Genomic DNA, 23,327 nt, shown 5'->3' with positions numbered 1-23,327 from the left:
CTCCCCCAAAGGGGGAGGATTGACGCGTCAGAGGTTCTAAGCCCCTCCCCGCCTGGTGATCTTCCTCCAGATCCGCTTGCGCGCCTCGACCACCGACACGCCCAGCAGGGCCGCCGCGGTCCAGAACAGGGCCTCGGTGCACACCGCCGCGACGATGGCCAGGGTCAGCCGCGCCCCCTTGTCCACGTCCAGATAGAGGCCGATCCCCAACGAGATCCACGCCCCGACCGCCGCCACCAGCAACAGGCCGGCCAGAACCTTCAGAAACCCCTTGCCGCGCGTCAGCACCCCGGCTTTCGGCTTTTCGACAACTCCGCTCTCGATCGTCATGGCGAACTCCTCTCGTTTTTCGACGCCTGACCTGAAAGTCTCGGCCTCCGCCTGAGTCTTTCATCCCGACCGAGGATTTTTCACGGAGCCCGCCGCGCTTGGGACGCGACCAGACCTTCGAAGCCCTGATCGCCGAGCACGGCGCCATGCTGCGCCGCATCGCCTCGGCCTATGAGGCGGACCGCGAGCGCCGCCGCGAACTGGAGCAGGATATTCTGCTGGCCGTCTGGCGCGCTCTGCCGAAACACCGGGGCGAGGCGCCGCTGCGCCATTTCATCGCCCGCGTGGCCCACAACCGCGCCGTCACCCATGTCGCCCGCGAGGCCGCCGAGCCGCGCCGCCAGCCTCTGGACGAGACCGCCCCCTCCGACGCCCCCACCCCGCACGAGACGGCCGAGACCCGCGACCTGCACGACCGTCTGGGCCGGGCGGTGCGCGCCCTGCCCCTGTCGCTGCGCCAGCCCGCGCTTCTGACCCTGGAAGGCTTCGCCCCCGCCGAGATCGCCGAGATGCTGGGCCTGAACCCCAACACCGTCTCCATCCGCCTGACCCGCGCCAAGGCCGCCCTGCGACTCGCCATGGGTGCGGCCATGAACCCGGAGCCCCAGCCATGACCCGACCTGATGACGACTGGACCGACCTGACCCAGGCCTGGGCCGAGACGCCCGACGACGGCCCCCGCCTCGACGCCGCGATGATCCGGTCGCTGCGCCGTCGCGACCGGCTGGCCCGGCTCAACTTCATCTCGGAGATCGGCGGCGGCGTCGCCGTGCTCGGCGTCATGGGCTGGGCGATGTGGCGGGGCGTCCCCCTGCCCGTCGCCGGCGCCGCCCTGGTCTTCGTCCTGTTCGCCCTGGCCCTGACCCTGTGGTCGCGGCGCGGCGATCCCGGCCTGCTGACCGACACGCCCGAGGCCGTGCTGCGCTCGGCCCTGGGTCAGGCCCGCATCGGCTACCGCTGGGCCTGGGCCGGTGTGGCCATCAGCCTGGCCGGCATGGCCTTCCTGATCCTCATGCTGTGGCTCGCCGAGCCGGTCGTCGAACAGCGCGGTCCGATCCTGGCCGGCGCCGCCGTCTTCCTGGCGGCCTGTATCGGCTTCTACCTGAACCACGCGCGCCGCTGCCGCCGCCGGATGGCCGCGCACCGGGTGGCGCTGGAGGCGCTCAAGACCTACGACCCAATTTGACGTAACGACGGTCTATGGTTCCCGCCATGAGCCAGACCTATCGCATCCGCTCCATCTCCGTCTGGGCCCAGGCCCGGGACGACTATCTGTCCGGCCTCACCGCCGAGACGGTCTGTCGGCGTCACGACCTGGGCCTGTCCGCCTTTCGCCGTCGTGCGCGCAAATACGGCTGGCGCCGCAGCGACGAGATCCTGCCGCCGCCCGGCGAGGTCGATCGGTCCATCTATGACGACGTCACCCTGGACGATCAGGTGGAGACCGCCCAGCTTCGCTTCGTCGAGGCGCTGGAGGTCGGCAAGGCCACCGAGGCGCGCCGCTGGCGTCGGCTGTGGCTGGAACTGCGCGAGGCCTCCGACGCATTGGACGCCGAGATGTTTCCCGGCATGACCCCGATGCAGATCCAGGCCCTGCTCGCCGCCGAAGCGCCCGAGGACGACGAGACCGAGGCCGAGGCCCTGTGGCTGGCGGCCCCGCCCCTCGCCCTGAAAGTGCACCAAACTGCACTCGAAAAAATTTCTTCCGAGGGTCAGCCCGCCGGAGACGCGGCCACCTTCAGGAACAGCACCCGCGCCGCGCCATAGTCCCGCGCGTCCAGCCGCTCGTAGCCGGGGGTGTCGATCTCGGGCTCGTCCGAGCCACGCTCGAACACCACCAGGGCGCCGGGCTTCAGCCAGTTCCCTTCCAGCAGGCGCACCAGCGTCTGCTCCCCCAGCCCCTTGGCGTAGGGCGGGTCCAGGAAGGCGATGTCGAAGGCCTCGCCCGCCGATCCGGGCCGCACGCCGAGGTCGGTGGCGCTGCGCCGGTGCACCCGCGTCCGTCCCATCACCCCATAGGCGTCGGCGTTCTCGCGGATCGCGCCGCGCGCGTCGTCGTCGATCTCGACGAACAGGCAGAAGCCCGCGCCCCGGCTGATCGCCTCATAGCCCAGGGCGCCCGATCCGGCGTACAGGTCGATGACCCGCGCCCCCTGCAGGCTCTCGCCCCAGGCGGCGTGCTCCAGCACATTGAACAGGGCCTGGCGCGCCCGGTCCGAGGTCGGGCGCGTGTTCTGGCCCTCGGGCGCGACAATGGCCCGGCCCTTCAGACTGCCCGAAACGATCCGCACGGATCAGCTCCGGGGCGTACGGGGCTTGCCCCCCGGCGCGCGGCCGCTCGTGCCCGAAGGCCCGGCCGGCTTGCCGCCGCCCGTGCGGGGCGGCCGGGTCTCGCGACCGCTCGGCGAACTCGCGCCGGCGCCGCGCGGCTTGAAGTCCCGCTTGGGACCGTCGGATCCGCCCGTGCGCGGCTTGTATTCGCGCTTGGGGCCGTCGCCGCTGCGGGCGGGGGCGCCCTCGCGGGGCTTGAAGGCGCGCGCCGGCCGGTCGCCGTCCTCGCGCGGCCTGTAGGCGCGGGCCGGGCGTTCGCCGTCGGCGGGCGCGCCCTCGCGCGGCTTGAAGGTCTTCTTGGGATGGCCGGTCTTGGGCGCGGCCTTGGCCCAGCCTTCCTTCTTCGGCGGCCGCTCGCGGCGCTCGACCGCATCGGCCTGGGCCGTCTCGGCGGCGCGGACGCGGCTGGGCTTGCGCGACGGATCCGACATGGCCGAACCCGACCTGCCCTTGACGATCGGCGTGGACACCCGACGACCGGGGATGGGCGCGGGCGTCTCGACCGTATTGCCGGTCGGCAGGTTCTCGGGCCGGATGTAGTCGGCCAGCAGTTCGCGGATCACGCGCGGTCCGACCTCTTCCACCGACCCGATGGGCAGGACGTCCAGACGGAACGGGCCATAGGCCAGGCGGATCAGGCGGTTGACGGTCAGGCCGACCGATTCCAGCACCTTGCGGACTTCGCGGTTCTTGCCCTCGGTGATCGACACCGAGATCCACAGATTGGCCGGGGCGCGGCCGTCCTCGGACTTGGACTCCTTGGCCTTGTCCAGCGTCGCCTCGATGGGCCCGTAGGAGACGCCGTCGACGACGACCCCGTCCTTCAGCGCGTCCAGCTGGGCCTGGGTGATCTTGCCCCGCGCCCGCGCCCGGTACTGACGCACCAGCGAGGTCGAGGGCAGTTCCAGCGCCCGGCTCAGCTCGCCGTCATTGGTCAGCAGCAGCAGGCCTTCGGTCGCCAGATCCAGTCGTCCGACCGAGATCACCCGCGGCAGGCCGGCCGGCAGGGCGTCGAACACGGTCGGGCGACCGGTCGGATCGCTGTGGCTGGTCAGCAGGCCGGCGGGCTTGTGATAGCGCCAGACGCGGGTCGCCTGGGTCGAGCCTATGGGCTTGCCGTCCACGGTGATCACGTCGTCGCGCGTCACCAGGGTCGCCGGCGTGTCCAGGATGCGGCCGTTGACCGCCACCTTGCCCAGACCGATCAGCCGCTCGACCTCGCGGCGCGAGGCGATGCCGGCGCGGGCCATGGTCTTGGCGATTCGCTCGGCGCGCAGCGGGGTTTCGGGCGCCTTGCCCGGCTTCCCGTCCTTGCCGCCACGCGGACGGTCGCCTCGATCTCCACGATCGGGCTTGTCGCCGAAGCGTTTGGCGCCGTCATCGCGAGGGCTGCGTGGCTTGTCGCCAAAGGATTTCGTCCCGTCGCCGCTCTTGCGGGGACCGGAGGATTTAAAGGGCCGGGGCGACCGTTCGTCTTGACGGGCGCGGGGCTTCTTGTCGTTGTCGTCTGTATGGCGGACCATGATGAGCGGTTCATGCGCATGGCGCTGGACCAAGCGCAAGCGGCGGCGGACGCAGGAGAGGTGCCCGTGGGCGCAATTCTTGTCGATCCGGCCTCGGGTGAGGTAATTTCGACAGGCGCCAATGGTCCGATCGGCGCCCACGACCCCACGGCCCACGCCGAGATCGTGGCCATGCGCCGCGCGGCCGAGACTCTGCAGAACTACCGCCTGACCGACCTGACCCTCTATGTGACGCTGGAGCCCTGCGCCATGTGCGCCGGCGCGATCAGCCACGCCCGCATCGGCCGCGTCGTCTGGGCCGCCGACGATCCCAAGGGCGGCGCGGTCAAACACGGCCCCCGCTTCTTCGACCAACCGACCTGCCACTGGCGCCCGGCGACGGACTCGGGTCTTCTGGCGCAAGAGGCGTCAAATATGTTGCGCAGCTTTTTTAAAGCTCGGCGCACTTAGCCGCTTAGATGCGGGCTTCGTTATCAAGCAAAAGAGCGCCCCCATTCTCATCCTGAAAAGCCCAATCCCTATAGCGGATCGAAATTATGACATTCAGCATCCGCATCGCCGAAAATATCGCGCCAAGCGGTGACATCCCAGCCGCATGCCATGCTGAGTGCATTCCCGTGATCTCAAACTCGCATCTCCACGCAAGGTCACCCCAAGCCGTAGGCGCATTGATAACAATGTTGCCCCTCCTCACGTCATCACCGAGCGAAGCTTGATATGGAATATTTATAAACCCCCGTAATTGCAGTTCCGATAACATTGAATCCACATATCCTCCGCCTTAGCCATGCACTCCTCACCAGTAATTACATATGATGGCCTTTCAATACATCTAAACTCATCATTGGAACGCTGATAGTCACAGCCATTATAACATCTAAATTTTTGACTGTGATCAGGAACGGGGCAGCTTTCACCAGCACAAGACTGCGCCTTAACGCTGTCACTGCCTGTCAAGGCCACGAACGCTAAAGCACCCAACACTGCGAAAATGCTAAAGATTTTCATGCGACCTCCATCACGCACCCCAGAAGGCAACTTAAGAAGTTAACCATGCATAGGACAATAAGACAACCCTGAGATATCAAAAAACATCCTGTAGGATGTGTTTCCATTTTTGATTGGCTTTGACTGAGCACCTCCCAAGGAAGGAACAGTCTAGCTCCACCAAACGTTAGGACAGCGCGCCAAGCGGCGCCGTTGGAGGATTACAGTTGCCCACGTCGAACCTGTCGCGATCCGTCCTCGTCGGCGCTCTTTCGTCCCTGACCTTGCTCGCCGCCTGCGGCCCCAGCCCGACCGACGCCCCCCGCACCGGCGACGAGGTCAAGGAACGCGCCATCGAGGCCCAGACCGCCCGCCAGCGCACCGGCGCCGAGATCCAGGACCGCACCCTGAACCGCGTCGTCCACACGGTTTACCTCTGCGACAACGGCGAGCGCCTGTCGGTCGATTTCGACAATCCCCGCCAGATGGCCACCATCCGCAACTCGTCCGGTGAGGCCATCGACCTGTATCAGGAGCGCGCCGCCGACGGAATCTGGTACCGCGCCTCCAACGTCGAACTGCGCGGCAAGGGCGTGCTCGCCACATGGTCGGTCGAGGGTCGCCAGCCGACCGAATGCCGCGCCGTCGACTGACGCGCCCAACGGACCGGGTTGCGGCCGCCCCGCGCGGCGCCTAGTTCGACCTCATGTCCCTGATCGACCGCCTCGGCCTGTCCGCCCCCCTGATCCAGGCGCCGATGGCGGGCGTCTCCACGCCGCAGATGGCCGCCGCCGTCTCCAAAGCCGGCGCCCTGGGCTCCATCGCCGTCGGAGCGACTGACGCGGACGGCGCAGGGCGGATGATCGCCGACACCCGCGCCCTCACCGGCCGACCGTTCAACCTCAATCTGTTCGTCCACGCCACGCCCCGCCGCGACGCCGCCGTCGAGGCCGCCTGGCTCGACGCCCTGGCGCCCCGGTTCGCCGCCTTCGACGCCGCCCCGCCCGCCGGGCTGAACACCATCTACCAGAGCTTCATCGACGACGACGTCCTGCTGGCCCGACTGGTCGCCGACGCTCCCGCCGTGGTCAGCTTTCACTTCGGCCTGCCCGACGCCGCCCGCATCCGCGCCCTGAAGGCCGCCGGCTGTTTGCTGCTCGCCACCGCCACCAGCCTCGACGAGGCCCTGGCCTGCAGGGCCGCCGGGATCGACGCCGTCGTGGCCCAGGGCTGGGAGGCCGGCGGCCATCGCGGCATGTTCGATCCCGACGCCGACGACAGCCGCCTGGGAACCCTGGCCCTGACCCGGCTTCTGGTCGTCCGCTCCGGCCTGCCCGTCATCGCCGCAGGCGGGATCATGGACGGCGCAGGCGTCCGCGCCGCCCTCGACCTCGGCGCCGTCGCGGCCCAGTTGGGCACCGCCTTCATCGCCTGTCCCGAAAGCGCCGCCGACGCCGCCTATCGCGCCGCCCTGTCCGGCGACGCCGCGCACCACACGACCATGACCCGCGCCGTCTCCGGTCGCCCCGCCCGTTGCCTGGCCAACCGCTTCACCGCATGGGGCGCAACCACCGCCGCCGCCATTCCCGCCTACCCCGTCGCCTACGACGCCGGAAAAGCCCTCAACGCCGCCGCCAAGGCCGCCGGAGAGCCCGGCTTCGGCGCCCAGTGGGCCGGCCAGGGCGCGCCCCTGGCCCGCTCCCTGCCCGCCGCCGAGCTGATCGCGGCGCTGGTCGAAGAGATGCGCGCCTAGGCGAACCCCGCCAGCCGCCGGTCCAGCCCGTCCCTCACCTCGGGCCAGTGATCGTCGATCACGGCGAAGACGGCCGTGTCCCGCGCCCGGCCGGTCCAGGTGATCTTGTGCTTCCTCAGCACGCCCTCGGCCCTGGCGCCCAGTTTCAGGATCGCCGCCTGGCTGCGGGCGTTCAGGGCGTCGGTGATGATCTCGACCCGCACCGCGCCCGCCTCGAAGGCATGGCCCAGCAACAGCCGCTTGCAGGCCGGATTGATCGCCCCGCCCCGCGCCTCCGGCCGATAGAAGGTCGAGCCGATCTCGCAGCGGCGATAGGCCGGATTGATCTCGTACAGGCTGGTCGTCCCGACCACCGCCCCGTCCGACCGCCGCCGCACCGCATAGGCGATCCGCGTCCCGGCCTGCATCGCCGCCAAGGCCGCGTCCCACCAACCGTCGAAATGCTCGCCCTGGGCCGAACCGACCATGCCGGCCCAGGCCTCGGCGTCGCAGTCCAGCGCCGCCCGCACCGCCTCGCGCAGCCCGGCCTCGAACGGCTCCAGCCGCACGAACCGGTCCTCCAGAGGGACCGCCGCGATCCGCATCAGGCGCTCGCGCCTTCCTCGATCAGGAAGGCCCGCACCTTGTCCGCGTCCACGCCCTTGGCCACGAAGGCCTGGCCGATCCCGCGCGCCAGGATCAGGGTCAGGGCCCCGCCCTCGGCCTTCTTGTCCCCGGCCATCAGGGCCAGCAGCCGCTCGGCCGCGAACGCCCCGGCCTGGTCCAGCCGCGTCGGCAGGCCCGCCGCCGCGACCACCGCCTCGACCCGCGCCACATCCACGGTCGAACACAGCCCCTCACGCGCCGAATAGCGGAAGGCCATGCAGCAGCCCAACGCCACCGCCTCGCCGTGCGCCAGGGCGTCCTCGTCAAACCCGACCTCGGTCTCCACCGCATGGCCGAAGGTGTGGCCCAGATTCAGCAGGGCGCGCCGCCCCGCCTCCTTCTCGTCCTCGCCGACCACGGCGCTCTTGATCTCGACCGAGCGGATCACCGCCCGCTCCAGCGCCGCCGGATCGCCCTCGGCGCCCACCGCGCCGTCGCCCGCCAGCCAGTCGAAGAAGTCGGCGTCGCAGATCAACCCGTGCTTCAGCACCTCGGCCCAGCCCGACTTCACCTGCCGTTCCGGCAGGGTGGCCAGCACGTCGATGTCGGCCAGCACCAGACGCGGCTGATGGAAGGCCCCGACCAGATTCTTGCCGCGCGGCGTATCGATGGCCGTCTTGCCCCCGACGGACGAGTCCACCTGGGCCAGCAGGGTCGTCGGAATCTGCACGAAGTCGATCCCGCGCATGTAGAGGGCCGCCGCCAGACCGGCTAAATCCCCCACCACCCCGCCGCCCAGGGCCACGACCACATCCTTGCGGTCCAGACCGATCTCCAGCAGTCGGTCCAGAACCCGCTCCAGCTCGGCGAAGGATTTCGATCCCTCGCCCGCCGGCACGGTGACGATCTCGCTCTTCACCCCCGCCGCCGCCAGCGATGCGGCCAGGGGCTCGGCATGGATGGCCGCCACGGTCGCGTCGGTGACGATCACCGTCCGCCCCTTGGCCAGGGGCGCGATCCGCGCGCCCGCCTGGACCAGCAGGCCGCGCCCCACCACCACGTCATAGGCCGCAAAGGCCCCGCCGCTTACCGGAATGGTCGTCACGTCTTCGTCTCCGCGCGGCGTCTCTGGCGCCAGTGCCGGCGCAGGTTCTTGTGAATGGCGTCGACCGCCTGGCCGTGCGAGCCCTGCCCCACGTCCACGGTCACGTCCGCCTCGCCATAGATGGGATAGCGCGCCTCGGCCAAGGTGGTCAGCACCTCCAGCGGATCCTTGCCGCGCAACAGGGGCCGGGTGTCCCGCCGCGCCACCCGTTCGGCGATCACGGACAGATCGGCCCTCAGCCAGATGATGTCGGCCCTTTGCTTCAGCAGGGCGCGCGTCTCGGGGTTCATCATCGCCCCGCCGCCGGTGGCCAGGACGATGGGCGGTCCCTCCAGCAGACGGCGCATGACCCGCGCCTCTCCGGCCCGGAACTCCTCTTCGCCCAGGGCGGCGAAGATTTCCGACACCGTCATCCCGGCGGCCGATTCGATCTCCACGTCCCCGTCGAAGAAGGGCAGTTTCAGCCGGTTGGCCAGCCGGCGCCCCACCGACGATTTGCCCACCCCCATCAGCCCGACCAGGGCTATGGTGCGGTTCGGACCCGGATTCGCGCGCCGCCTCATCCGGCGGCTCCGGCGGAACGGACGGTCGAGGAAATGGCGAAGGCGACGGCGCAGGCGGGCATGATCCGAAGAACCTCTACACCAAGCCTGACCTTGCGCCAGCCGTTCAGGCTTCTGAATAGGTCCGGGCGCCGGCCATGACGCCCCAGATCGAGGCCTTTCTGGAGATGATGGCGGTCGAGCGCGACGCCTCGCCCCACACCCTGGCCGCCTACAACCGCGACCTGACCGACGCCGAACTCCATCTGTCCGACGCCGGCGGGCTGATGCAGGCCGACGCCGAAGCGGTCGAGGCATGGTTCGCCGACCTTTCGCGCCGGGGCCTGTCCGCCGCCACGGCGGCCCGCCGCCGCTCCGCCGTGCGCCAGTTCTACCGCTTCGCCCTGGCCGAGGCCTGGCGCACCGACGATCCGTCCCGTCGTCTCGACGCCCCCAAACAGGGCCGCCCCCTGCCCAAGACCCTGTCGAGGGACGAGATCGACGCCCTGCTGGCCGCCTCGGCCGCCCGCGACGCGGCGGCGGGCCTGCGTCTGGTCGCCCTGGTCGAGATGGCCTACGCCTCGGGCCTGCGCGTCTCCGAACTTCTGGGACTGAAGGTCGAGGCCGTGCGCCGCGACCCCGCCTATCTGATCGTGCGCGGCAAGGGCGGCAAGGAACGGCTGGCCCCGCTCAACGCCGCCGCCCGCGAGGCGATCAAGGCCTGGCTGACCGCCCGCGACGCCAAACGCAAACCGCCCGCCCCCGACAGTCCCTGGCTCTTCCCCTCGTCGGGCAGGACCGGCCACCTGACCCCGCGCCGCTTCGCACAGTTGCTGGACGAGGCGGCTTTGGCCGCCAATATCGACCCGGCCCGCGTCAGCCCCCACGTCCTGCGCCACGCCTTCGCCACCCACCTGCTGGAGGGCGGCGCCGACCTGCGCGTCGTCCAGACCCTGCTGGGCCACGCCGACATCGCCACCACTCAGATCTACACCCACGTCGCCACGGACCGCCTAGCCCAGGTGGTGCGCCGGAACCACCCCTTGGCGCGGGACGAGTGAGCGCGCATAATCGAGCCATGGCCGAGGATTTCTACGTCAAGGCGACTTGGGATCCAGAGGCGGAAGCATGGTGCAGTGAATCGAACATCGTCGGCTTGGTGCTCCAAACAGCGACGTTTACCGAGTTCGAGGTTCTGGCTCGCCACTTCGCGGCCGATCTCCTTTCCGAAAACATGGGCGTCATCGGCCTCGTCTCCATCAAATTCGAAGCGGTCGGCGACTTCGTAGTCAATACATCCCCCTCTCCCGTTGGGAGAGGGCTTGAGCACCCGAGAGCTTAGCGATCGGTCTTGCGCGAAAGGGTGAGGGGCAATGTGGTGCGAACTGCCCCACCGGCGGAACCCTCATCCGGCCCTTCGGGCCACCTTCTCCCAATGGGAGAAGGAACTAAGGACTGAACCCCCGCTTGCCCGGCGGCGTTGACCTCTCTAGTTTCCCCCGCCTTCCCTTGGGGCGCCCCGCCCGCAGACTTCCCGGACGCCTCCATGGCCACGCACTATCTCGATTTCGAAAAGCCGATCGCCGATCTGGAAGCCAAGATCGAGGAACTGTCGGCCCTGTCCGAGACCTCGGGCGGATTCGACAGCGAGATCGCCGGCCTGCGCAAGAAGGCCGAGCAGCTGCGCAGGAAGACCTATTCCGGCCTCGACCCCTGGATGAAGACCCAGGTCGCGCGTCATCCGCAGCGGCCGCACTTCGTCGACTATGTCGAGGGCCTGTTCACCGATTGGAATGAACTGCACGGCGACCGCCAGTTCGGCGACGACCAGGCCATCCTGGGCGGCCTGGCCCGCTTCCGCGGCCGCCCGGTCGTGATCATGGGCCACGAAAAGGGCCACGACACCGCCACCCGCATCACCCACAATTTCGGCATGGCCCGGCCCGAGGGCTATCGCAAGGCCGTGCGTCTGATGGACATGGCCGAGCAGTTCGGCCTGCCGGTGCTCAGCTTCGTCGACACCGCCGGCGCCTATCCGGGCCTGGGCGCGGAGGAGCGCGGTCAGGCCGAGGCCATTGCGCGCTCGACCGAACGCTGCCTGACCCTGGGCGTGCCCTCCATCGCCACCGTGACCGGCGAAGGCGGTTCGGGCGGCGCCATCGCCATCGCTGCGGCCAGCCGCGTGCTGATGCTGGAACACTCCATCTATTCGGTCATCTCGCCGGAAGGCGCGGCCGGCATCCTGTGGCGCGACGGGGCGCGCGCCAAGGACGCAGCCATGGCCATGAAGATCACCGGCCCGGACCTGATCCAGCTGAAGATCGTCGACCGCCTGATCGAGGAGCCGGTCGGCGGCGCCCACACCAACCCCAAGGCCGTCATGAAGACGGTCGGCGACGTGCTGGCGGACGAGCTGAAGAGCTTCGAAGGCCTGTCGCCGCAGCAGATCAAGAAGCGGCGCGCCGACCGTTTCTACGCCATCGGCGCCCTTTGACCGAACTGCATTAACCGCGCGTCCACCATATCCGGCGACCCTCCCGGCTTCACGGTATCGGGGGCGTAACCGGGCATGACGGCGCAAGGCGATACGCTCAGAGAGAGCGCGGTATTCAACCTCAGCGGCGCGGTCACGATGATCGTCGACGATTCGCCGTTCTCGCTGACCCTGACCACCGGCGCCCTGTCCGGCTTCGGCATCCGTCCGGCCTTCGCCGTCGGCAGCGGCGGCGAGGCGCGGCGCATCCTCAAGGACAAGCCGGTCGATCTGCTGATCGTCGACACCGACCTGCCCGACGTCGACGGGTTTGAACTGGTTCGCTGGCTGCGGCGTTCCGGTCCCAATCCCAACGCCTTCACCCCCGTGATCATGACCGCCAGCCACATCCGTCGCGGCCGCGTGACCGAGGCCCGCGACTGCGGCGCCAATTTCGTCGTCACCAAGCCCTTCAGCGCCGCCATGCTGCTGGAGCGGATTCTGTGGGTCGCGCGCGACACCCGCCCCTTCCTTGAGGTGGGCGACTATCTGGGCCCGGACCGCCGGTTCCGGAACGAGGACTATGACGGCGAAGAGCGCCGGGCGGACGAAATCCGCAAGAAGACCGTGGAGTTCGCATGACCGTCATCACCCATGTCCAGCGTCGGTCGCGCCTCGCGGCGATGGTCGACCGCCCCGGCGGCGTCAGCGTCGGCGCCGCCCTGGCCCAGGCCAAGGCCAATCTCGACGCCCTCAGGGATCAGGCCCAGGCCGTCATCACCGAGAACATCGCCGCCCTGCTGGCCGAGCCGGCGCCGGGCATGGTGGAGCCGCTGCGGCTGGACATGGCCTATGCAGCCTCGGGCCAGATCATCGACGCGGCCAGCCCCTTCGCCCTGGACGACCTGTGCGCGGCGGCCAAGGGTCTGTGCGACCTGCTGGACGCCGCCCCGCGCGAGGGCGGATTCGACTGGCGGATCGCGGTGGTCCACGCCCAGGCCATGCGGGTCCTGCTGACTTTGCCGCCCGAGGCCGCCGAGGCCCGCGCCGCCATCATGGTCAATCTGAACGAGGTGCTGAAGCGCAAGCTGCCTTCGGCAGATCAGACTTCGGCCTGATCCGGCTTGCCGCCGCGCGTCTGTTTGCGCCACAGGGCGGCGTATTCCCCGCCCAGCCGCGCCACCAGCTCATGGTGCGCCCCGCGCTCGACGATCCGCCCGGCCTTCAGCACCAGGATCTGATCGGCGTCCGCCACCGTCGAAAGCCGGTGGGCCACCACCAGGGTCGTGCGCCCGCTGCGCGCCTTCCTCAGCGTCTTCTGGATCGCCGCCTCGGTGCGGCTGTCCAGGGCGCTGGTCGCCTCGTCCAGGATCAGGATACAGGGGTCCGCCAGCAGGGCCCGGGCGATCCCGACCCGCTGACGCTCGCCGCCCGACAGTTTCAGCCCCCGTTCCCCGACCTTGGTCTCCATCCCGTCCGGCAGGCCGCGGATGAAGTCGGCCAGCTCCGCCGCCTCGGCCGCCGCCCAGACCTGAGCCTCGTCGGCGTCGGGGCGGGCGAAGGCGATATTGGCGAACAGGCTGTCGTTGAACAGTGCCACGTCCTGCGGCACCAGGGCCACCGCCGCCCGCAGCGAGGCCTGGGTCACCGCCCGCGCGTCATGGCCGTCGATCAGCACCCGCCCCTCCTGCGGGTCGAGCAGCCGCAGCGCCAGTTTGACGACGGTCGACTTGCCCGCCCCCGACGGCCCGACAAGGGCGGTCGTCGTGCCCGGCGCCGCGACGAAGGAGACATCCTCCAGCCCGTTGGCCCGTGCGTCGTGGCGGAAGCCGACGTGTTCGAATTCGACCGAGGCCCCGCGCGCGTCCACCGGCTTGGGCAGGGCGACGGCGTCGGAAGCATCCGCCACCTGCGGCGTCTGGCGCGTCACCTTCAGCATCTCCTCCATGTCGATGAAGGACTGACGGATTTCCCGATAGGCGAAGCCCAGGATGTTCAACGGCGCATACAGGGAGATCATGATCAGCACCGCCGCCGTCACATCCCCCGGCCCCATCCGCCCGGCCGCCGCCTCGAACCCGGCCATCACCGCCATGACGCCCAGGCCCAGGTTCATGATCAGGGCCTGGATGCCGTTCAGCAGGGCCAGCGAACTATTGGCCTTCAGCGCCGCCTGGGCGTAGTCGCCCAGCGCCCGGTCATAGGTCTGGGCCGCCCGCGTCTCGGCCCCGAACGACTTGACCGTCTCATAGTTCAGCAGGGCGTCGACCGAGACCCCGGCCGCCTCGGAATCGGCGGCGTTCATGATCCGCCGGTGTTCCAGCCGCCAGTTCGACATGGCGAAGGTGGCGATCGTATAGACCACCACCACCGCCACCGCGACCGCCGCAAACCGCCAGTCGTATTTCCCGCCCAGCACCGCCGCCGCCAGCGCCAGCTCCACCGCCGTCGGCACAAGGTTGAACGCCAGGATCCGCAACAGGAAGTCCACCGCCCGCGACCCGCGATCCATGGTCCGCGACAGGGCGCCCGACCGCTTGGTCTGGTGGAAGTCCAGCGACAGGCTCAGGGCATGGGCGAAGGCCTCGGCGGCCGTCGCCCTCTGGGCCGCCGAGCGCACGGGGGCGAAGACCACGTCAGAGATCTGCGGCGCCACGCTGGACAGGAACCGCACCAGCGCCCAGCCGACGGCGAAGGCCGCAAAGCCCCAGCCCACGGCCACCGCCGCGCCCTGTCCGGCCGCCAGCCGGTTAACCGCCGCGCCCAGCACCAGGGGCGCCAGCACCCCCAGCCCCTTGCCCGCCAGCGTCAGGCCGATGGCGGACACCAGCCGCAATCGCAGCTGCGGCGCACCCGACCGGCCCACCAGCTTGACCAGGTCCGCCAGCGCCTGAAGCGTCGGCGGCCCGTCCGTCCTGTCCTGCCCGCTCCCCGCCTGCTGCGCCTTGACCATAGGGTCACGTCGGCCGCCTGAGCGTTCACCACCTCGCATCGTCATGGCTGTGCATATGGACAGGCCATGCGGCGGCCGAAAGGCCGCGCTCGGTTTCGCCCCCAGGAAACGTCTCGGGAAACGCCCCGGCGAGCCGCCCCAGCGAAACGTCCCAAAACTGGGACGAACGCCCCCTGCAAGTCGCCTTTCCGTCTTGATACACAGAGGGTCGGGACTTGGGGGTTCTATCGCCGTGACGGCAACGACTTACCGCTGGCTGGACAGCCCGCTTTCACAAGGCTTCATCGCCGCCGAGGATCCGGTGTTCAACCGCCGCGCGGCCCATCTGATACTGGATCAGTTCAGCCCCGCGACGGCCTCGATCAGTTCGTCCACGGCCGCCTCTTCGGTCGCCCAGGAACAGACGAAACGCACCGACCCGTCGTCGAACTGATAACAGGCCCAGCCCAGGGCGTTCAGCCTCTGGTGCGCCTCGGCCGGCATCCGCACGAAGACGGTGTTGGCCTCGACCGGATGGGCCAGAACATAGGGCGAGCGGGTCGCCACCCCGGCCGCCAGACGTTGCGCCATCAGATTGGCGTGGGCCCCGCCGCTTTCCCAGTCGCCGCTCTCCAGCAGACCCAGCATCGGCCCGGCCAGCATCCGCGCCTTGGACGCCACCTGCCCGGCCTGTTTCAACCGGTTGTCCAGCCGCCGCGCCAGGGTCTTGTCGAACAGGACGATGGCCTCGACGCAGTTCGCGCCCGCCTTGGCTCCGCCGAACACCAGCACGTCCACGCCCAGCCGCGGAATATCCTTCAGGTCGAATCCGGCGGCGACTGCATTGGTCAGCCGCGCCCCGTCCATGTGGACCCCATAACCCAGGGCCTTCACCGGCTCGATCAGATGACGCAGCTCTTCTTCGGTATAGACCGCGCCATATTCGGTGGCCTGGGTCAGGGTCAGGGCCGCCGGCGGCTGGCGATGCCCGACCTCGGGCTCGGCCAGTTGCGCCCTCAGCGCCGCCGGATCGATCCGACCCGAGAACCCCGGCAGGCCGATCAGGCCGACGCCCTGGCCGAAGAAGCCGGGCGCGCCCGTCTCGTCGGTGCAGACGTGGGCGGCGTTGTGCGCCAGCACCGCCTCGAACGGAAAGGCGAGCATCGACAGGGCGATGGCGTTGGCGGCCGTGCCGCTGAACACGAACCGGATGTCGGCGTCGGCGTCCAGTCGTTGGCGAATCTGGTCGGCGGCCCGCGCCGTCACCTCGTCGGCGCCATAGGCGCGGGCGAAGCCGGCGTTGGCCCGAACCAGTCCCTCGACCGCGCTCGGCGCCATGCCGGCGGTGTTGTCGGATCCGAAATCGTAACGCATCAGCCGGCCTTCTCGCCCGTCGGAAGCTGTGGGTGGACCAGCGGCGGCAGGGCCTCGTCGCCATAGGGCACGGCGACCTGATGCGGGAACGGAATCTCGATGCCGGCGGCGTCCAGCGCCTCCTTGCCGCCCTGCATCAGGTCGGCCTGGGTCTGCCACCAGTCGCCCACATTGATCCAGGCGTGCAGGGTCACCTGCACCGAACTGTCCAGCAGGGCCGTCACCCCGGTCCAAGGATGGGGGTCAGGCAGGACCTTCTCGTGCGCCGCCGCCATGTCGGCCAGCACGCACCGCGCCTTGTTCAGATCGTCGCCGTAGCCGACGCCGAACAGGATCTCGATCCGCCGCGTCTGCTGCCCGGTCAGATTGGTCAGCGGGTCGCTCAGGACCTTGGAGTTCGGAATGACGATCTTGTGGTTGTTGGCGTTCGACAATTGGGTGGTGAACAGGTCCAGCCGCTGCACCGTGCCCGACATCCCGCCCACATCGACCACGTCCCCGACCCGGTAAGGCCGCAGGATCAGCAGCATGATGCCTGACGCCACGTTCGACAGCGTGCCCTGCAAGGCCAGACCGACGGCCAGCGAGGCCGCGCCCAGCACGGCGATGATCGAGGTGGTTTGCACCCCCAGCCGCTGCAGCACGGCGATCATGCCGATGATGATGACCACCACCCGCACCACCTGGGTGGCGAAGCTCAGCACCGTCGGGTCGTGGCGGAAGCCGCGCATCCGCGACAGGGCGTTGCGCGCTGCGCGCGCCGCCCATTTCGACGCGAACAGCGTCAGGGCGAAGATCAGGACGGCGATGGACAGGTTGATGGCGAAGTCGCCGGCCAGGTCGACCAGCTTGGCGATCACGGCCGCATCGACGGCGACGGCCTGGCGCCCGGCCGTCACGGCCTCGGCGATGGGAGAAACAGTGCTCATGGGCCGGGTCTAACGCCTCGGTCGCGGATTGGAACCCGCTGCGGGGCGATTTCCTGTCGGGAAAGACGCGCTGTCCCTCCATGACTTCGCAGCGAAGGCGTGAAGACGAAGCCAATTCCGCACGCCTTATTTGCCCTTGCGCGCGAGGATCGCTACATCCGGCGGAACTCCCCCAATCAGACGAACCCGAAGGGCGCACCGCACCTCATGGCGCAGCAATATATTTTCCAGATGCAGGGTCTGACCAAGACCTTCCCCGGCGGCCGCAAGATCTTCGAGAACATCTGGCTCAGCTTCTACAACGACGCCAAGATCGGCGTCGTTGGCGTCAACGGCTCGGGTAAGTCCACCCTGCTGAAGATCATGGCCGGCCTGGACACCGAGTTCACGGGCGAGGCCCGCGCGGCCGACGGCATCAAGCGCGGCTATCTGGAGCAGGAGCCCCAGCTCGACCCCGCCCTGAACGTTCGCGAGAACGTCGAGGCCTGGTGCGAGGAGAAACAGTGGGTCAACCGCTTCAACGCCGTCGCCGGCGAACTGGGCGAGAACTACACCGACGAGCTGATGGAGGAGATGACCGCCCTCCAGGAGAAGATCGACGCCGGCGACGTCTGGGACATCGACAGCCGCATCGACCAGGCCATGGGCGCCCTGCGCTGCCCGCCCGACGACTGGGAAGTCACCAACCTGTCCGGCGGTGAGAAGCGCCGCGTGGCCCTGGCCCGCCTGCTGCTGTCCAAGCCCGACATGCTGCTGCTCGACGAACCGACCAACCACCTGGACGCCGAATCCGTCGCCTGGCTGCAGCACCACCTGGAAAACTTCCCGGGCTGCGTCATCCTCGTCACCCACGACCGCTACTTCCTGGACCTCGTCACCAAGTGGACGCTGGAGCTGGACCGCGGCAGGGGCCACCCGCACGAGGGCAACTATTCCTCGTGGCTGGAAGCCAAGACCAAGCGCGTCGTGCAGGAACAGTCGGAATCGGAAGCCCGCCAGCGCGCCCTCACCCGCGAACTGGAATGGGTCCGTTCGGGCGCCAAGGCCCGTCAGGCCAAGTCCAAGGCCCGTCTGGCCGCCTACGAGCGGATGGTCGAGGAACAGGAGTCGATGCGCGGCGCCCAGACCCACGCCCATATCCAGATCCCGCCCGGCCCGCGCCTCGGCAATGTCGTGCTGGAAGTCGAAGGCCTGGCCAAGACCTATGGCGACAAGACCCTGTTCGACAACCTGACCTTCAAGCTGCCGCCCAACGGCATCGTCGGCGTTATCGGCCCCAACGGCGCCGGCAAGTCGACCATGTTCAAGCTGATCACCGGCCAGGAAACCCCGGACGGCGGCACGATCAAGGTCGGCGAGACGGTCAAGCTGGCCTATGTCGACCAGTCGCGCGACGACCTGAAGCCGGACGAGACCATCTGGCAGGCCATCTCGGGCGGCACCGACGTGATGATGGTCGGCAAGCGCGAGATCAACACCCGCGCCTATGTCGGCAGCTTCAACTTCAAGGGCGGCGACCAGCAGAAGAAGGTCGGCCAGTTGTCCGGCGGTGAGCGCAATCGCGTCCACCTGGCCAAGACCCTGGCCTCGGGCGGCAATCTGATCCTGCTCGACGAACCGACCAACGACCTGGACATCGAGACCCTGCAGAACCTCGAAGAGGCTCTGGAAGAGTTCGCCGGCTGCGCCGTGGTCATCTCCCACGACCGCTGGTTCCTGGACCGTCTGGCCACCCACATCCTGGCCTTCGAGGGCGAGGGCCATGTGGAATGGTTCGAGGGCAATTTCGAAGCCTATGAACAGGACAAGATGCGCCGCCTGGGAGCGGACAGCATCATTCCGAAGCGGATCCAGCACCAGAAGTTCGGCCGCTGATCCGAGTGTGATAGGATGCGGGACATGAGCGACGATCTCCTGTCCCGCATCACCATCGAAGAGGGCAAGCGCGGCGGCCGGCCCTGTATCCGCGGCATGCGGATCGCCGTGCACGACATTCTCGGCTGGCTCGCCTCGGGCATGACCGAGGCCCAGATCCTTTCGGACTACGAGGAACTGGAGGGCGACGACATACGGGCCGCCTTGTCCTACGCCGCCCGCCAGCTCGACCATTCGGTGGCGGCGGCGGCTTGAAATTCCTGATCGACCAGAACCTGCCCGTCCGTCTGGTCGACATTATCTCCGCATTCGACCACGAGGTCGCGCACGTTAAGCTGATCGGCATGGCCGCAGCCGGCGACGCCAAAATCTGGGCCCTGGCGGGATCCCAGGGCATGATCGTCGTCAGCAAGGACAAGGACTTTCTGACGCTGGCGCAGCGCAGTCCCAGTGGACAGCAACTGGTCCGCCTCGATCTCGGAAACTGTTCCAACGACGCGCTTTACGACATCGTGCGACGCGACTGGTCGATGGTCGCCACGCGACTGAAGCAAGGCGAAACCGGCCTGGAAATCCGCGCATGACCGACCGCCCCGCCGTCCTGATCATGCAGCCGCATCTGGCCCCGCTCTCGCCCTTCCTCGAAAGCGCCTACGCCGTCTATCGCTTCTGGGAGCATCCGCCCCTGGAAGCCGCCCACGACATCCGCGCCCTGGTCGTCGCCGGCGAGGCGCCGCTGGACAAGGCGCTGATCGAACGCCTGCCCAACCTCGACCTGATCGCCTGTTTCACCGCCGGCTACGACGGGATCGACCTCGACTGGTGCCGTCAACGCGGCCTGCCCGTCACCCACGCCCCCGGCGTCAATCACGAGGACGTCGCCGATCACGCCCTGGGCCTGATCCTGTCGGCGCGCCGGCAGATCGTCTCGGGCGATCGCGACGTCCGCTCCGGCGCCTGGACCGCCGAGCGGCGCACCATCACCGCCTCTCTCGGCGGTCAGACGGTCGGCATCGTCGGCCTGGGCGCCATAGGCAAGGCCGTCGCCGCCCGCGCCCTGGCCTTCCGCATGAAGGTCGTCTGGTGGGGCCCGCGCCCCAAGTCTGTCGACTGGCCCCGCGCCGACAGCCTGCTGGACCTGGCCAGGGCCAGCGACATCCTGGTCGTCGCCTGCCGGGCGGACGAGACCAATCGCGGCCTGATCTCGCGCGAGATCCTCGACGCCCTCGGTCCCGACGGCCTGCTGGTCAATGTCTCGCGCGGCCAGGTCGTCGACGAGGACGCCCTGATCGCCGCCCTGAAGGCCGGAACCCTGGGCCAGGCCGCCCTGGATGTCTTCGTCGAGGAGCCGACCGATCCTGCGCGCTGGGCCGACGTGCCGAATCTGGTGCTGACGCCTCACACCGCCGGCGCCACCACGGCCGGGGTCCAGGGCATGCTGATGCTGCTGATGCAGAACCTCCAGGCGCATTTCGCCGGCGAACCGTTGACAACACCCGTGCCCTGACCGGTTTTTGCTTGCATAATCATATAAGGATATCTTTATATGACCGCATGAGCCTGACCGCCGACCAGACCGTGGAAGCCCTGCGCGCCGCCGGCGAGCCGACCCGGCTGCGCGTGCTGTCGCTGCTGGCCGGCGAGGAACTGTCGGTCATGGAGCTGTCGCGCATCCTCGACCAGAGCCAGCCCCGCGTCTCGCGCCATCTGAAGCTGATGACCGACGCCGGGCTTATCGAACGATTCCCCGACGGCGCCCGCGTCTATTACCGCCTGTCGCACGACGCCCAGGCCCGCCGCCTGATCGACACCGTGCTGGACATTCTGACCGACGACGCCGGCGAGGCCGATCACCGCCGCCTGGATGAAGTCCGCCAGGAACGCGAACAGGCCGCCGTCAGCTATTTCGAACAGGTTGCGCCCCAGTGGGACCGACTGCGCTCCCTCTACGTCAGCGAGACTGCGGTCGAGGCGGCTCTGGAGAAGGCCGCCGGTCCCGGCCCCTTCGAGCGAGTCGTCGACCTGGGCACCGGCTCCGGCCGGATGCTGACCCTGTTCGGCAAGAAGGCCAAGATGTCGGTCGGGCTGGACCTCAGCCAGAACATGCTGAACATCGCCCGGGCCAATGTCTCCAAGGCCGGGCTGGACAAGGTCGAGCTGCGCCACGGCGACATCTTCGCCACCCGCCTGCCCGCCGCCAGCGCCGATCTGGTGATCGTGCATCAGGTGCTGCACTACCTCGCCGACCCGTCCGCAGCAGTGGCCGAAGCCGCGCGTCTGGTCAGCCCCGAGGGTCGACTGGTTATCGTCGACTTCGCTCCCCACGACTTCGAACACATGCGCGAGGCGCACCAGCACCGCCGCCTCGGTTTCGCTGACGGCGAGATCAACGCCTGGCTGGTCGAGGGCGGCCTGACACCGTCCGCGCCCATCGCCCTGCCCCCGGACAACGAGGGCCTGACCGTGACCATCTGGACGGCCGAACGCCGCGCCGCAGAAGACCGAAAGACCGCCTGATGGCTTCGTTAGCTGACGCCCGCGCCCTGTTGCTCTCCCCGCTCGGTCCCGTGGCCCGCGCGGGGTCGAACCGCGACGCCGTGCGCGTATCTTTCGAGTTCTTCCCCCCCAAGAGCGACGAGGCCGAGGCCAATCTGTGGAAGGCGATCCGCCGCCTGGAGCCGCTGAGCCCCGCCTTCGTTTCCGTAACCTATGGCGCCGGGGGTTCGACCCGCGAGCGGACCCACCGCACCGTGCAGCGGATCATCGCCGAGACCTCGCTGCGTCCCGCCGCCCATCTGACCTGTGTCGAAGCCAGCCGTGACGAGGTGGACGAGGTCATCGAGGGCTACAAGACCATCGGCGTCGACCACATCGTCGCCTTGCGCGGCGACCCGCCGGGCGGTTCCGGCATCGGCGGCGTCTATCAGCCCCGCGCCGACGGCTACGCCAACGCCACCGAACTGACCGCTGCCATCGGCCGCGTCGGCGGCTTCGACGTCACGGTCGGCGCCTATCCCGAAAAACACCCGGAAAGCCCCTCCATCGATCACGACATCGAGGTGCTGAAGGCCAAGGTCGACGCCGGCGCCACCCGCGCGGTAAGCCAGTTCTTCTTCGACATCGACGCCTTCCTGCGCTTCCGCGATCGAGTGCGGGCGGCCGGGGTGACCATTCCCCTGATCCCCGGCGTCATGCCCGTGTCCAGCTTCGCCGGCCTGACGCGCATGTGCGACGCGTGCGGCGCCAGCATTCCCGACTGGCTGAAGGCCCATTTCGACGGGCTGGACGACGATCCCGAAACCCGCAAGCTGCTGGCCGCCTCGGTCGCCGCCGAGACCTGCGCCCGCCTGCAGGAAGAAGGCTTCTCCGACTTCCACTTCTACACCCTGAACCGCGCCGACCTAGTCTATGCGATCTGCCGCGTCCTGGGCGTGCGTGAACAGAAGGCCGTGGCGTAAATGACCTCTCCCCTCACCCGCGCCCAACGCATCGCCGCCCTTCACCAGGCGGCCAAGGACCGGATTCTGGTCCTCGACGGCAGCTGGGGCGTGATGATCCAGCGTCGTGGCCTGACCGAGGCTGACTTCCGCGCCGACCGCTTCGTCGCCGCCAACGGCTATGACGAGAAGCACCAGATGAAGGGGAACAACGACATCCTCTGCATCACGCGGCCGGACATCATCTCGGACCTGCACGACCAGTATTACGCCGCGGGCGCCGACATCTCCGAGACCAACACCTTCTCCGGCACCACCATCGCTCAGGAGGACTACGCCCTGGACGCCCAGGCGGTGTGGGACATCAATCTGGAAGGGGCCAAACTGGCCCGCGCCGCCGCCGACCGCTGGACGGAGAAGGAGCCGCACAAGCCCCGTTTCGCCGCTGGCTCCATCGGCCCGCTGAACAAGATGCTGTCCATGTCGTCCGACGTGAACGACCCCGGCGCCCGCAGCGTGACCTTCGACCAGGTCTACGAGGCCTATCGCCATCAGGTGAAGGCGCTGAACGAGGGCGGGGTCGACCTCTATCTGATCGAGACCATCACCGACACGCTGAACTGCAAGGCGGCGATCAAGGCGATCAAGGATCTCGAGGACGAGGGCATGGACGCCCTGCCCATCTGGATCAGCGGCACCATCACCGACCGGTCGGGCCGCACCCTGTCGGGCCAGACGGCCGAGGCCTTCTGGAACAGCGTGCGCCACGCCAAGCCCTTCGCCGTGGGCTTCAACTGCGCCCTGGGCGCCGACCTGATGCGCCCCTTCATCGCCGAACTGAGCCGCGTCGCCGACACCCTGGTCGCCGCCTATCCCAACGCCGGCCTGCCCAACGCCATGGGCCAGTACGACGAGGAACCGCACGAGACCGCCCACTTCATCGAGGAATGGGCCGCCTCCGGCCTGGTCAACATCGTCGGCGGCTGCTGCGGCACCACGCCCGACCACATCAAACACGTCGCCGAGGAAGTCGCCCCGCTGAAGCCGCGCGAGATCCCTGAGCGCCCGGTGGCCCTGCGTCTGAGCGGGCTCGAACCGTTCGAGCTGGTGGCGTGATTGCGTCCGCGCCCGGATCATGCCCCATTGCTGCA

The 23,327-nt window shown here is 68.8% G+C and carries 28 protein-coding genes; 18 read left to right on the top strand and 10 right to left on the bottom strand.

Annotation, left to right across the window (positions count from 1 at the left end; all coding sequences use genetic code 11):
- Window positions 1-36: 36 nt before the first annotated feature.
- A complete protein-coding gene (locus tag ACIQ1T_RS15555; RefSeq protein ID WP_395945459.1) occupies window positions 37-330 on the bottom strand; it encodes a hypothetical protein in 294 nt (97 codons plus the stop codon).
- Window positions 331-428: 98 nt separating this feature from the next.
- On the opposite strand from ACIQ1T_RS15555, the gene ACIQ1T_RS15550 reads away from it, so the two are divergent.
- The 3 genes from ACIQ1T_RS15550 to ACIQ1T_RS15540 are packed head-to-tail and all read left to right on the top strand — an operon-like array spanning window position 429 to window position 2,097.
- Complete coding sequence (locus tag ACIQ1T_RS15550) at window positions 429-944, top strand: RNA polymerase sigma factor (protein ID WP_395945458.1); 516 nt, start codon at window positions 429-431, stop codon at window positions 942-944.
- The gene (locus tag ACIQ1T_RS15545) at window positions 941-1,516 is read left to right on the top strand and encodes a hypothetical protein (RefSeq protein WP_395945457.1); all 576 of its coding nucleotides are present in this window, start codon (window positions 941-943) and stop codon (window positions 1,514-1,516) included. Before ACIQ1T_RS15550 ends, ACIQ1T_RS15545 begins: the two co-directional genes overlap by 4 nt.
- Before the next feature lie 26 nt (window positions 1,517-1,542).
- Window positions 1,543-2,097 carry a hypothetical protein gene (locus tag ACIQ1T_RS15540; RefSeq protein WP_395945456.1) on the top strand — a complete coding sequence of 185 codons (555 nt, stop codon included), beginning with the start codon at window positions 1,543-1,545 and terminating at the stop codon, window positions 2,095-2,097.
- Here the strand turns inward: ACIQ1T_RS15540 and rsmD are convergent.
- Both rsmD and ACIQ1T_RS15530 read right to left on the bottom strand, forming a co-directional pair.
- The gene (rsmD, locus tag ACIQ1T_RS15535; RefSeq protein ID WP_395945455.1) at window positions 2,043-2,621 is read right to left on the bottom strand and encodes a 16S rRNA (guanine(966)-N(2))-methyltransferase RsmD; all 579 of its coding nucleotides are present in this window, start codon (window positions 2,619-2,621) and stop codon (window positions 2,043-2,045) included. The two genes, ACIQ1T_RS15540 and rsmD, sit on opposite strands and share 55 nt — an antisense overlap.
- A 3-nt stretch (window positions 2,622-2,624) precedes the next feature.
- Window positions 2,625-4,184 (bottom strand): pseudouridine synthase, encoded by a 1,560-nt coding sequence (locus ACIQ1T_RS15530; protein ID WP_395945454.1) that lies wholly within the window; start codon window positions 4,182-4,184, stop codon window positions 2,625-2,627.
- Window positions 4,185-4,196: 12 nt separating this feature from the next.
- Here ACIQ1T_RS15530 and tadA point away from each other — a divergent pair, with 12 nt between their 5' ends.
- Window positions 4,197-4,634 carry a tRNA adenosine(34) deaminase TadA gene (gene tadA / locus ACIQ1T_RS15525; protein ID WP_395945453.1) on the top strand — a complete coding sequence of 146 codons (438 nt, stop codon included), beginning with the start codon at window positions 4,197-4,199 and terminating at the stop codon, window positions 4,632-4,634.
- A gap of 4 nt (window positions 4,635-4,638) precedes the next feature.
- Here tadA and ACIQ1T_RS15520 read toward each other — a convergent pair whose 3' ends face one another.
- A complete protein-coding gene (locus tag ACIQ1T_RS15520; RefSeq protein ID WP_395945452.1) occupies window positions 4,639-4,944 on the bottom strand; it encodes a hypothetical protein in 306 nt (101 codons plus the stop codon).
- Window positions 4,945-5,398: 454 nt separating this feature from the next.
- On the opposite strand from ACIQ1T_RS15520, the gene ACIQ1T_RS15515 reads away from it, so the two are divergent.
- Both ACIQ1T_RS15515 and ACIQ1T_RS15510 read left to right on the top strand, forming a co-directional pair.
- Window positions 5,399-5,824, top strand: coding sequence for an MliC family protein (locus ACIQ1T_RS15515; protein WP_395945451.1), 426 nt, complete (start codon window positions 5,399-5,401; stop codon window positions 5,822-5,824).
- A gap of 53 nt (window positions 5,825-5,877) precedes the next feature.
- A complete protein-coding gene (locus ACIQ1T_RS15510; RefSeq protein WP_395945450.1) occupies window positions 5,878-6,924 on the top strand; it encodes an NAD(P)H-dependent flavin oxidoreductase in 1,047 nt (348 codons plus the stop codon).
- On the opposite strand, the gene ACIQ1T_RS15505 is transcribed toward ACIQ1T_RS15510, so the two are convergent.
- From ACIQ1T_RS15505 to ACIQ1T_RS15495, 3 genes are read right to left on the bottom strand one after another with little or no spacing between them, the layout of a single operon-like run.
- Window positions 6,921-7,508, bottom strand: coding sequence for a GNAT family N-acetyltransferase (locus tag ACIQ1T_RS15505; RefSeq protein ID WP_395945449.1), 588 nt, complete (start codon window positions 7,506-7,508; stop codon window positions 6,921-6,923). The two genes, ACIQ1T_RS15510 and ACIQ1T_RS15505, sit on opposite strands and share 4 nt — an antisense overlap.
- Window positions 7,508-8,614, bottom strand: coding sequence for a 3-dehydroquinate synthase (gene aroB, locus ACIQ1T_RS15500; protein ID WP_395945448.1), 1,107 nt, complete (start codon window positions 8,612-8,614; stop codon window positions 7,508-7,510). Before aroB ends, ACIQ1T_RS15505 begins: the two co-directional genes overlap by 1 nt.
- Window positions 8,611-9,177: a shikimate kinase gene (locus tag ACIQ1T_RS15495; protein WP_395945447.1), complete on the bottom strand. Its 567-nt coding sequence runs from the start codon at window positions 9,175-9,177 to the stop codon at window positions 8,611-8,613. Before ACIQ1T_RS15495 ends, aroB begins: the two co-directional genes overlap by 4 nt.
- A gap of 137 nt (window positions 9,178-9,314) precedes the next feature.
- On the opposite strand from ACIQ1T_RS15495, the gene ACIQ1T_RS15490 reads away from it, so the two are divergent.
- The 5 genes from ACIQ1T_RS15490 (at window position 9,315) to ACIQ1T_RS15470 (ending at window position 12,747) form a co-directional block, all read left to right on the top strand.
- Window positions 9,315-10,217 (top strand): tyrosine recombinase, encoded by a 903-nt coding sequence (locus ACIQ1T_RS15490; protein WP_395945446.1) that lies wholly within the window; start codon window positions 9,315-9,317, stop codon window positions 10,215-10,217.
- A 17-nt stretch (window positions 10,218-10,234) separates the two neighbouring features.
- Window positions 10,235-10,498: a DUF1902 domain-containing protein gene (locus ACIQ1T_RS15485; protein ID WP_395945445.1), complete on the top strand. Its 264-nt coding sequence runs from the start codon at window positions 10,235-10,237 to the stop codon at window positions 10,496-10,498.
- Between the two features lie 204 nt (window positions 10,499-10,702).
- Window positions 10,703-11,650: an acetyl-CoA carboxylase carboxyltransferase subunit alpha gene (locus tag ACIQ1T_RS15480; RefSeq protein WP_395945444.1), complete on the top strand. Its 948-nt coding sequence runs from the start codon at window positions 10,703-10,705 to the stop codon at window positions 11,648-11,650.
- A 138-nt stretch (window positions 11,651-11,788) separates the two neighbouring features.
- Window positions 11,789-12,271: a response regulator gene (locus ACIQ1T_RS15475; RefSeq protein ID WP_395945443.1), complete on the top strand. Its 483-nt coding sequence runs from the start codon at window positions 11,789-11,791 to the stop codon at window positions 12,269-12,271.
- Window positions 12,268-12,747 (top strand): chemotaxis protein CheE, encoded by a 480-nt coding sequence (locus ACIQ1T_RS15470; RefSeq protein WP_395945442.1) that lies wholly within the window; start codon window positions 12,268-12,270, stop codon window positions 12,745-12,747. Before ACIQ1T_RS15475 ends, ACIQ1T_RS15470 begins: the two co-directional genes overlap by 4 nt.
- Here ACIQ1T_RS15470 and ACIQ1T_RS15465 read toward each other — a convergent pair.
- The 3 genes from ACIQ1T_RS15465 to ACIQ1T_RS15455 form a co-directional block, all read right to left on the bottom strand.
- Window positions 12,732-14,582: an ABCB family ABC transporter ATP-binding protein/permease gene (locus tag ACIQ1T_RS15465; RefSeq protein ID WP_395945441.1), complete on the bottom strand. Its 1,851-nt coding sequence runs from the start codon at window positions 14,580-14,582 to the stop codon at window positions 12,732-12,734. The two genes, ACIQ1T_RS15470 and ACIQ1T_RS15465, sit on opposite strands and share 16 nt — an antisense overlap.
- Before the next feature lie 336 nt (window positions 14,583-14,918).
- Window positions 14,919-15,935 (bottom strand): threonine aldolase family protein, encoded by a 1,017-nt coding sequence (locus ACIQ1T_RS15460; RefSeq protein WP_395945440.1) that lies wholly within the window; start codon window positions 15,933-15,935, stop codon window positions 14,919-14,921.
- On the bottom strand, window positions 15,935-16,864 hold the full coding sequence (locus ACIQ1T_RS15455) for a mechanosensitive ion channel family protein (protein ID WP_395945439.1): 930 nt from the start codon (window positions 16,862-16,864) through the stop codon (window positions 15,935-15,937). Before ACIQ1T_RS15455 ends, ACIQ1T_RS15460 begins: the two co-directional genes overlap by 1 nt.
- A gap of 207 nt (window positions 16,865-17,071) precedes the next feature.
- Between ACIQ1T_RS15455 and ettA the strand changes: the two genes are divergently transcribed.
- From ettA to ACIQ1T_RS15420, 7 genes are read left to right on the top strand one after another with little or no spacing between them, the layout of a single operon-like run.
- Window positions 17,072-18,739: an energy-dependent translational throttle protein EttA gene (ettA, locus tag ACIQ1T_RS15450; RefSeq protein WP_395945438.1), complete on the top strand. Its 1,668-nt coding sequence runs from the start codon at window positions 17,072-17,074 to the stop codon at window positions 18,737-18,739.
- 24 nt (window positions 18,740-18,763) lie between these two features.
- Window positions 18,764-18,994, top strand: a complete 231-nt coding sequence (locus ACIQ1T_RS15445) for a DUF433 domain-containing protein (protein WP_395945437.1) — start codon at window positions 18,764-18,766, stop codon at window positions 18,992-18,994.
- Window positions 18,991-19,323 (top strand): DUF5615 family PIN-like protein, encoded by a 333-nt coding sequence (locus ACIQ1T_RS15440; protein ID WP_395945436.1) that lies wholly within the window; start codon window positions 18,991-18,993, stop codon window positions 19,321-19,323. The genes ACIQ1T_RS15445 and ACIQ1T_RS15440 overlap by 4 nt, the downstream gene beginning before the upstream one ends.
- Window positions 19,320-20,246: a 2-hydroxyacid dehydrogenase gene (locus ACIQ1T_RS15435; RefSeq protein ID WP_395945435.1), complete on the top strand. Its 927-nt coding sequence runs from the start codon at window positions 19,320-19,322 to the stop codon at window positions 20,244-20,246. The genes ACIQ1T_RS15440 and ACIQ1T_RS15435 overlap by 4 nt, the downstream gene beginning before the upstream one ends.
- Window positions 20,247-20,293: 47 nt before the next feature.
- Window positions 20,294-21,256, top strand: a complete 963-nt coding sequence (locus ACIQ1T_RS15430) for an ArsR/SmtB family transcription factor (RefSeq protein WP_395945434.1) — start codon at window positions 20,294-20,296, stop codon at window positions 21,254-21,256.
- A complete protein-coding gene (metF, locus tag ACIQ1T_RS15425) occupies window positions 21,256-22,197 on the top strand; it encodes a methylenetetrahydrofolate reductase [NAD(P)H] (RefSeq protein WP_395945433.1) in 942 nt (313 codons plus the stop codon). The genes ACIQ1T_RS15430 and metF overlap by 1 nt, the downstream gene beginning before the upstream one ends.
- Window positions 22,198-23,292, top strand: a complete 1,095-nt coding sequence (locus ACIQ1T_RS15420; protein ID WP_395945432.1) for a homocysteine S-methyltransferase family protein — start codon at window positions 22,198-22,200, stop codon at window positions 23,290-23,292.
- Window positions 23,293-23,327 lie beyond the last annotated feature (35 nt).

It is taken from the genome of Brevundimonas sp. (assembly GCF_044336875.1).
Lineage (GTDB): Bacteria > Pseudomonadota > Alphaproteobacteria > Caulobacterales > Caulobacteraceae > Brevundimonas.
The sequence above is the reverse complement of the archived record's forward strand: the minus strand, read 5'-3'. Positions and strand labels throughout refer to the sequence as shown.